This is a genomic window from Streptacidiphilus neutrinimicus (assembly GCF_000787815.1).
GTDB lineage: Bacteria > Actinomycetota > Actinomycetes > Streptomycetales > Streptomycetaceae > Streptacidiphilus > Streptacidiphilus neutrinimicus.
The window spans coordinates 294,988-296,087 of record NZ_BBPO01000001.1; the positions used below are offsets into that span (position 1 = coordinate 294,988).

Genomic DNA, 1,100 nt, shown 5'->3' on the forward strand with positions numbered 1-1,100 from the left:
GGCGGGAACAGCCGGACGGTGGGCGCGGTCGGCACGGCGGGCACGGCCACGGCGGAGGTCGCCTCGTCGCCGACGACGATCGTCGGCGCGTCGGCGGGCGCGTCCGCGGACACGTTGGCGGGCAGCGCCGGGAGCGGGAAGCGGTCCGCGCCGACGAGGCGGACCGGCTCGCCGTCCAGCAGCGCCCGGCTGACGGCGGCAAGATCGCCGGTGACGGGCAGGCCGAGCGTGTCCAGGCCGGGCACGTCGGTCGCGTCGGTCGCCGTGGTGACCACCGCCTGCGCGTCCAGAGCTGCGGCGACCCGCGCGGCGAGCGCGTTGGCGCCGCCCTCGTGGCCGCCGGTCAGCGCGACGGCGAAGCGGCGCGCCTCGTCGACGCAGACGACGCCCGGGTCGGTGTGCTTGTCCGAGCCCTCGGTGGTCAGCAGCGGCGCGAGCAGCCGGACGGTGGCGCCAGTGGCGAGGAAGCAGACCAGCTGCGTGCACTCGGCGTAGGCGGCGCGGAGGGCGTCGCCGACCGGGCCCTCGTACAGGCGGCAGTCGTCGGCCCCGAGGCCCTCGGCGAGCTGCGTGGCGGCCTGGCGGCCTGCGGCGGTGGCGGCGATCAGGCCGATCACGTCTGAACTCCCTGCGAGACGGTTGGTGCGGCGGGGCGGACGCCCCACAGGACGAAGACGGGGTTGGTCGCGGCGAGCCGGGTGACCTCGCCGGGCAGCGGCGCGAGCCGGTTGGCCTGCAACTGCACGCCCTCGACGGCCAGCCCGGCCTCCAGCAGCGCCCGGCGGGCCTCCGGCACGCGGTCGAGCGCGGCCAGCGTGACGACGACGGTGCGGCGGGCGCGCGCGGCGGCCAGAGCCACCAGCCCGGCCAGGTCCGCGCCCCCTCCGCCGACGAACACGGCGTCGGGGTCCGGCAGTTCGGCCAGCGCCCGGGGAGCGGCGCCATGGACGACGGCGACGGCGTGCGCGACGCCGTGCGCGGCGGCGTTGGCGCGGATGCGCTCCACGCCGTCCGCGTCGCGTTCGACCGCGACGGCCGCCGCGCCGAGGCGGGCGCACTCGACCGCGACCGAGCCGCTGCCCGCGCCGACGTCCCAGACC

Annotated in this window: 2 pseudogenes; both read right to left on the minus strand. The window is 78.8% G+C overall.

Features of this window, described 5'->3' with window-relative positions:
• Positions 1-617: pseudogene (locus TR48_RS01275) on the minus strand (precorrin-3B C(17)-methyltransferase); the annotation flags it as partial.
• Positions 614-1,100, minus strand: a pseudogene (locus TR48_RS01280) (RsmD family RNA methyltransferase); the annotation flags it as partial. The pseudogenes TR48_RS01280 and TR48_RS01275, both read right to left, overlap by 4 nt.